General features: G+C 31.0%; 9 protein-coding genes. All 9 read right to left on the reverse strand.

Translation table 11 applies throughout. From position 1 onward, the window contains the following. Positions 1-100: 100 nt before the first annotated feature. Positions 101-1,165, reverse strand: coding sequence for a DUF2806 domain-containing protein (locus BLQ00_RS16885; protein WP_093145492.1), 1,065 nt, complete (start codon positions 1,163-1,165; stop codon positions 101-103). A gap of 255 nt (positions 1,166-1,420) precedes the next feature. Then, complete coding sequence (locus tag BLQ00_RS16890) at positions 1,421-1,642, reverse strand: hypothetical protein (protein WP_093145493.1); 222 nt, start codon at positions 1,640-1,642, stop codon at positions 1,421-1,423. Further along, entirely contained in the window at positions 1,642-2,004 is a 363-nt protein-coding gene (locus tag BLQ00_RS16895; protein ID WP_093145494.1) for a barstar family protein, read from the reverse strand. Before BLQ00_RS16895 ends, BLQ00_RS16890 begins: the two co-directional genes overlap by 1 nt. A gap of 159 nt (positions 2,005-2,163) precedes the next feature. Further along, on the reverse strand, positions 2,164-2,421 hold the full coding sequence (locus tag BLQ00_RS16900) for a hypothetical protein (protein ID WP_093145495.1): 258 nt from the start codon (positions 2,419-2,421) through the stop codon (positions 2,164-2,166). A 29-nt stretch (positions 2,422-2,450) separates the two neighbouring features. Beyond that, on the reverse strand, positions 2,451-2,930 hold the full coding sequence (locus BLQ00_RS16905; RefSeq protein WP_093145496.1) for a hypothetical protein: 480 nt from the start codon (positions 2,928-2,930) through the stop codon (positions 2,451-2,453). Positions 2,931-3,175: 245 nt separating this feature from the next. Further along, a complete protein-coding gene (locus tag BLQ00_RS16910) occupies positions 3,176-3,670 on the reverse strand; it encodes a hypothetical protein (RefSeq protein WP_093145497.1) in 495 nt (164 codons plus the stop codon). Positions 3,671-3,926: 256 nt separating this feature from the next. Then, on the reverse strand, positions 3,927-4,895 hold the full coding sequence (locus BLQ00_RS17495) for an FISUMP domain-containing protein (protein WP_139149451.1): 969 nt from the start codon (positions 4,893-4,895) through the stop codon (positions 3,927-3,929). Between the two features lie 247 nt (positions 4,896-5,142). After that, complete coding sequence (locus BLQ00_RS16920) at positions 5,143-5,727, reverse strand: super-infection exclusion protein B (RefSeq protein ID WP_093145498.1); 585 nt, start codon at positions 5,725-5,727, stop codon at positions 5,143-5,145. Position 5,728: 1 nt separating this feature from the next. Continuing rightward, positions 5,729-5,929: a hypothetical protein gene (locus BLQ00_RS16925; protein ID WP_093145499.1), complete on the reverse strand. Its 201-nt coding sequence runs from the start codon at positions 5,927-5,929 to the stop codon at positions 5,729-5,731. Positions 5,930-6,040 lie beyond the last annotated feature (111 nt).

The raw sequence follows: 6,040 nt of genomic DNA on the forward strand, positions 1-6,040 counted from the left end.
CTATGGCATCTCAAAATCAAGAATACCGTATGATAAAAATTATGTTTCAAAATTAAACTAGAATTAGTTGTTTTTTAGCTCAGTTCTTTGTTGGCAGTAGTTATTTTTTCACAAACTCCTGTTTATTCAGTAACATTAATTGTCCATTATCGTGTTTCAATAAATCTCCGAACTCGATCTTTACATTGTCGTGATTGAAACTAGAACAAATTGTTTCTATATAATTTTGATTTGACTTTTGTTCTATTAACCTAGATAATTCAATTCCCGTTTTGGTAAATAATAATACTGATATGGCTTGTTTGGGTACATTTTCTCCTCTGTATAAAACAATGCCTTTTTTTCCGTAATTCATTACAATAGTAACTTTCGATTGTAAAGTCGGTCTATAACTAAATTCTAGATTATTTTCACTTGAAATTAGACCCAATTCTGTCATTAATAATCTATCGTTAAATGTAATTCCAAATTCAGTTTCTATAAGTTTTCCGTTGTCGTTATTGTGAATAAAATAGGTGTTTCCAGAATTAACTTTTGCTTGACAAAATTTCATAAAACATTCAGCTTCATCTTTCGATAAGTTTTTTAATAGCTCTAATGTTCTTAAAGAATATGATTTAGGCGATTTAATTTCTCCAGCTAATATACGACCCCAAAGTACTTGCATTTCTTCATTTGAAATATCTTCGGCTATATTGAAAAATCTCGTAGTCCAATCTTCATTAAGAGGTTCGTCAGCAATTGGTGGTTCATTTTTCAATTCATCAGCAGCATAGGCAGTAACGGATTCTAAATTTAGCTGTTTTCTATTTTGTTGGAAGTCAAGTCTGTTTTGTGTTCGTTCGTTAAGATTTTGAGATGGTATTTCGATAATCTCATTACTTTCTGATTTTACAGGTAGCTCTTTTGGTGATTCTATTGATATTTTTTCGTCAGAATATCCAATTCCTCCTGTCAAAAGATAGTTTTCTTTTATTGCTTTAGACATTATTTTCATTTCTTCAGCTCTAGCTTCTGCAAGTTTTTTTATTTCGTAAGCTTTAGTGTCAGAATCTTTCTTGTCAAAATATGATTTTGATAAACGACCAACAGATGTAGACATAATATCAATTAATTTATCTATCGGTAATACTTTTCCAATTCCTAAAATATCTTGTAATGCCATATTTATGTTTTAATTACTGCCAACGGGTTTGTATAATAATTGTAGCGCTTGGCGCAGCGCGATGCTGGCAGCGGCGACGAGTTCAAACTACACTTCTTAGTTCCAATTATTCAGAGCTGCGTGAGACTCAGAAAGGCAAGCGAGTTCGAATTTTTCCGATAACTAAAGTAGTAATTTTTAAGTACTAAACATTCTGTAATTATGGAAAAGCTATGATTAATATACAGTGTTGTGGTACGTTACTACCTTATTTTATTATGTTTTGTTTATTTTCTTTCTCAAAAATATATATCCTAAAATACTTAATAAAATAGAAATTCCGAAAAGTTTAGTTTTGGCAGTTAGCATAAATTTTGCAGATTGCCATTCTATTGTTTCCGTTGTGCTTTTTTGAAATTCAATTGCACTATAAATTGCCAAAAAAGTCAAAATCAGAATTAAAATCAAAAATATTAAAGTCAGTTTGTGTTTAGTCATTATTTTAATTCCAATATTATATGTTTGTGTTCGCTTATCAACTCAACGATGTCTTGAAATTCAGTAAGTTTGGCTTTAGAATATTCCGAGTTCAACCAAATTAGTTTAAACTCTTCTTCACAATCAGTTTTTAAAAATCCGCCGTAAAGTATGTCATTCAGCGCATTCCAATTTTTCCCCCAATCATTATTTTCAACCAATAGTTGTCCGATACTTTCATAAAATTCATTTAGATTCTTAAATTTCGAACCGTTTAGTTTAAATATTATCAATGCTTTACGAATTTTTTCTTCAATGTACCACAACGGGTTTGTATAATAATTGTAGCGCTTGGCGCAGCGTGCGGCTTGAAGCGGCGACATCTTTTCAGTTTCTTATTTAGTTCCAATTATTCGGAGCTGCGTGAGACTCAGAAAGGCAAGCTTTACGTTATTTTTCAGAAACCAATATAGCTAAATATTTGTAGAAATTAATGTGAAATTACCGCAAGAGCAATAATTGTTATACGGTGTTGGCAAACGTTAATTTGTGGTTGTCATATTTTCAATATTTACAAGACTTATTTCCTTTTCGAGATTTTGTCCTTCTAAAATTATCGTTAAGTGCGATGCTTTTTTATCCATTGATAAAGTTTGATTAATTACTAAAGCATCAAAAATATTTTGTTTGTCATCTTCCCGTGAAATTAATTTGAATGAAAATTTTTTTCTTAAGATATGTGCATCTATAAAGTATTCATTCCATTCTATAATTTCTTTTTGTTTAAATGTTTTATTCATATTTTAAATTCAATTATCGAGTTAGATGTTTAGAATGGCTCTTTTTTAGTTTTAGCAGCCTTTTGATTTTTCACTTCAGCTTTTCCTCCATTTAGTTTGATTAAATGTTGAAATGCCTTTGTAATTCTTGGCAACATTTCTTTATCATCCGTTGATAGTTTAAATGATTCTTTTTGCTCGAACCAATCTTTACTTTCATTTTGGTTAGGGTAAATAAATTTTATTGGTTTTCCTTTATGAAGTTCAAAGATTAAACCTACTTCATTGTCTTTAGAATATGGGTCAATAATTTTTATAGAACTCAGTTCAGTAATTTTTGTAAGTTCCATATCATTAAACTTAAAATACACTACCATTTTCCCATTTTCAAAATTCCAATTTGAATTTCCACCATTTGTTACAGGATATTTAATTGTTTGTTCTATAATCCAATCAATCGTTTCTTCCTCAGTTTGAGAATATGTAAGATTAAATGTGAAAATTAATATTACAAAATATAATTTACTCATTAATTTTATTTTTTAATGTTTGCCAACGGGTTTGTATAATAATTGTAGCGCTTGGCGCAGCGTGCGGCTTGAAGCGGCGACACCTTTTCAATTCCTTGTTTAGTTCCAATTATTCGGAGCTGCGTGAGACTCAGAAAGGCAAGCGTAACGTTATTTTTCAGAAACCAATATAGTTAAATATTTGCAATCAATTTGCTTCTAGTTTCGCAAGAGCTATGATTAGTATACGTTGTTGTGTGTAGTATTTAGTTCGTAAATACTGTTCCAAATATTATTATCATAAATCCAACCAAAGATAAAATGTAATCTGCTGGTCTCAATTTTCGTTCATCTTTGGAATCAATTCTGTTAGAATTTAGTCGCATTGATGTTACAATGAAATTATCTCCATATTTAAATTGGTTTATTAAATTCAGAGTATAACTAGTCAGAATTGTTAGTGGTAAAGCTTTAAGCCACACCAAGTAATTTCCGTTTACAGCTTGAAATTCAGGTAAATCTTTTAACGAATAATAAATAATCAATTGAGCGATTCCAATAATTCCCCAAATCAGTAATATTTTTTTATTCCAAAACCGCTTATGATAAACATCAAAAATCAGAAAAACGAATACAAATGGAATGATAAAATACATTTCAGATATAAATTCTCTGTTATATAAATCGAGTATGTAAATTAACCAAACAATAAGATTAATTCCAAGATAGCTAAAAAGTAAAATCCAATCTATTCTTTTCAATTCAGATTTCAGTTTATATTACACACAACGGGTTTGTATAACGATTGTTGCATTTGGCGCAGCGCGCTGAGGGCAGCAGCGACAAGTTCTTCATTCTCTTCTTAGCACCAAATTATTCAGAGCTGCGTGAGACTCAGAAGGGCAAGCGTAACGTTATTTTTCAGAAACCAATATAGCTAAATATTTGTAGAAATTTTCAAGTAATTCCCGCAAGAGCAATGATTGGTATACTTTGTTATGCATAGTCTTATTGTACTTAATCTTTAATACAACGAACGGCTAGAGCCCAAGAATTTTCAAATGAGCGAAAGCTTGTATCTTTTGAAGCAAATAATTCTCTGGTATATAATAAATCTGTTCCAGCACTTGTACTTGTCCAATAGGGGGCACTAAATCCTAAATTTTCAAAATTATTTTCTTCTATTATGGCACCTCCTGTTCTGTATCCTCCAGGTAATGCATTAAAGCCGTATAAATCAGTACCATTCCCATTACTATTCCAGCCACTCTCGGATTTAAGATTTTTACCTGAATCAAATCCTCTATAAGTCGTGCCGTCCCATTCAATATCACCAATCATGTATTGACTATCAACCGTTCCTTCTAATATTTTCCATTCTTCGTCACTTGGTAAATGCCATCCATTTGGACTAACAATTAAAGCAGTTTCTCTACTATAAAGCTTACCGTATATTTCACCATTAACTTCCTGGTTTAGATAATTCCAACTTTCTTCCTCTGTTTGAAAATTTAAATTTTGCGCCATCCAACACTGACTTCCAATTTGAGAAGTCCTGTAAATACTTCCATCTCTAGGATCAAAAAAGTCATTACCACAAGTAAATACATTTCTCAACATAACTTGTTTTTCAATGCTACTAGAATTACCATCGTTGTCGATGGCAATTATTTTGAGAGAATAATCTCCTTCATTTTCAGTCGTTGTATTCCAAGTAAAAACATAAGGTGTTGAGCTAGTTGCATCAATTTCATTGTTGTTAACCAATAATTTAGCTTCACTAATTGACCCGTCATTATCAGTTATATTAACTCTTATATTTAAAGTTGCTCCAATAATTATTTCTGTTACATCAATTGGGGTTAATAGTTCAATAATTGGAATCTCATTATAATCTTCAGAAGCTGAGTTATTATCACTGCATGAATTTAATATGGTTAAAATTGATATTATAAATATAAAGTGGTGTTTTTTAATTCTTCTCATGTTCTTTTTTTCTTTGATTATGCATAACGGGTTTGTATAATAATTGTAGCGCTTGGCGCAGCGCGCGGCTTGAAGCGGCGACACCTTTTCAGTTCCTTGTTTAGTTCCGATTATTCGGAGCTGCGTGAGACTCAGAAAGGCAAGCGTAACGTTATTTTTCAGAAATCAATATAGTTAAATATTTGCAATCAATTTGCTTCTAGTTTCGCAAGAGCTATGATTATTGATGCATTGTTAGCATACGTACTTATTTATTCGTTCGTTCATAAAGGAGGTCGTATGTCCATTGCGGTCTGTTATTCGCAAGTTTTTGTTTTTCTGATTCCGACATTTCTTTTCGAAGACCTAAATGAAATTCAGTTAAATGCTTTTTTGCTAAATCCGACAAAGCCATTGGGAAATACAATCCTGTTCCAATATCAGACTTTCTAACAAGTATGTATTTATCCATAAGTCCAGAAACGATTGGGTGATCCATTGGCATTGATATAGTGGATCTTCTCATAATAAAAAACTCTCTTAATACACTTTGCTCTGAAGGGTCTAATCTTTTAATATCTTCTATTACTTCTTTTTTTACTTTTGATTTGAAAATTGAGACATTAATTTTTTTAATAATATAGTATATAATTGAAAGAGCAATAAAAGAAATACAAACTATAAACACTATTCCAAAAAACTTACCATAGTCTTTTTCAAATTCGTCTAATTTTAGTTGAGCCAAGAATTCGTCAGTTCCAAACAATAAAATTCCGCTAACAATAGCAAAAAGTATAAATATTTTTATTGGTACTTTACTAAAATCAATTAAGTCGCTGAAAGAAAAACTCATATTAAACTGGATATACTTTTGTTGTTGAAACTTTTGCCTTTGTGTTTTCCGAATTATCAATTTCCTCTAATGCTACAAAAATTTCAATTTCATATTCAACTGAATTTTCTGTGTTTTCGATTATTCGTTTCTCTTTCCAAGAGTTAGTTACTTTATAAACTCTTTCATCATTATTTATCTTACATTTTTGTCCTATTTCCATTTTGCTTGGGTATGTATGCTAACGGTTTGCGTATATTGATTGTGGCGTTTGGCTTGCCGTGCGGCTTGAAGCAACCAAGTTACCATTATTTGTTTAGTTACGATTATTCGA

The sequence above is a fragment of the Ulvibacter litoralis genome (assembly GCF_900102055.1).
Lineage (GTDB): Bacteria > Bacteroidota > Bacteroidia > Flavobacteriales > Flavobacteriaceae > Ulvibacter > Ulvibacter litoralis.

What these genes read in the sequence shown, in the direction of transcription:
- BLQ00_RS16900 (WP_093145495.1), bottom strand. Translation starts at nt 2,421, where the DNA reads ATGAATAAAACATTTAAACAAAAAGAAATTATAGAATGGAATGAATAC.
- BLQ00_RS16920 (WP_093145498.1), bottom strand. Translation starts at nt 5,727, where the DNA reads ATGAGTTTTTCTTTCAGCGACTTAATTGATTTTAGTAAAGTACCAATA.
- BLQ00_RS16905 (WP_093145496.1), bottom strand. Translation starts at nt 2,930, where the DNA reads ATGAGTAAATTATATTTTGTAATATTAATTTTCACATTTAATCTTACA.
- BLQ00_RS16925 (WP_093145499.1), bottom strand. Translation starts at nt 5,929, where the DNA reads ATGGAAATAGGACAAAAATGTAAGATAAATAATGATGAAAGAGTTTAT.
- BLQ00_RS16890 (WP_093145493.1), bottom strand. Translation starts at nt 1,642, where the DNA reads ATGACTAAACACAAACTGACTTTAATATTTTTGATTTTAATTCTGATT.
- BLQ00_RS16895 (WP_093145494.1), bottom strand. Translation starts at nt 2,004, where the DNA reads ATGTCGCCGCTTCAAGCCGCACGCTGCGCCAAGCGCTACAATTATTAT.
- BLQ00_RS17495 (WP_139149451.1), bottom strand. Translation starts at nt 4,895, where the DNA reads ATGAGAAGAATTAAAAAACACCACTTTATATTTATAATATCAATTTTA.
- BLQ00_RS16885 (WP_093145492.1), bottom strand. Translation starts at nt 1,165, where the DNA reads ATGGCATTACAAGATATTTTAGGAATTGGAAAAGTATTACCGATAGAT.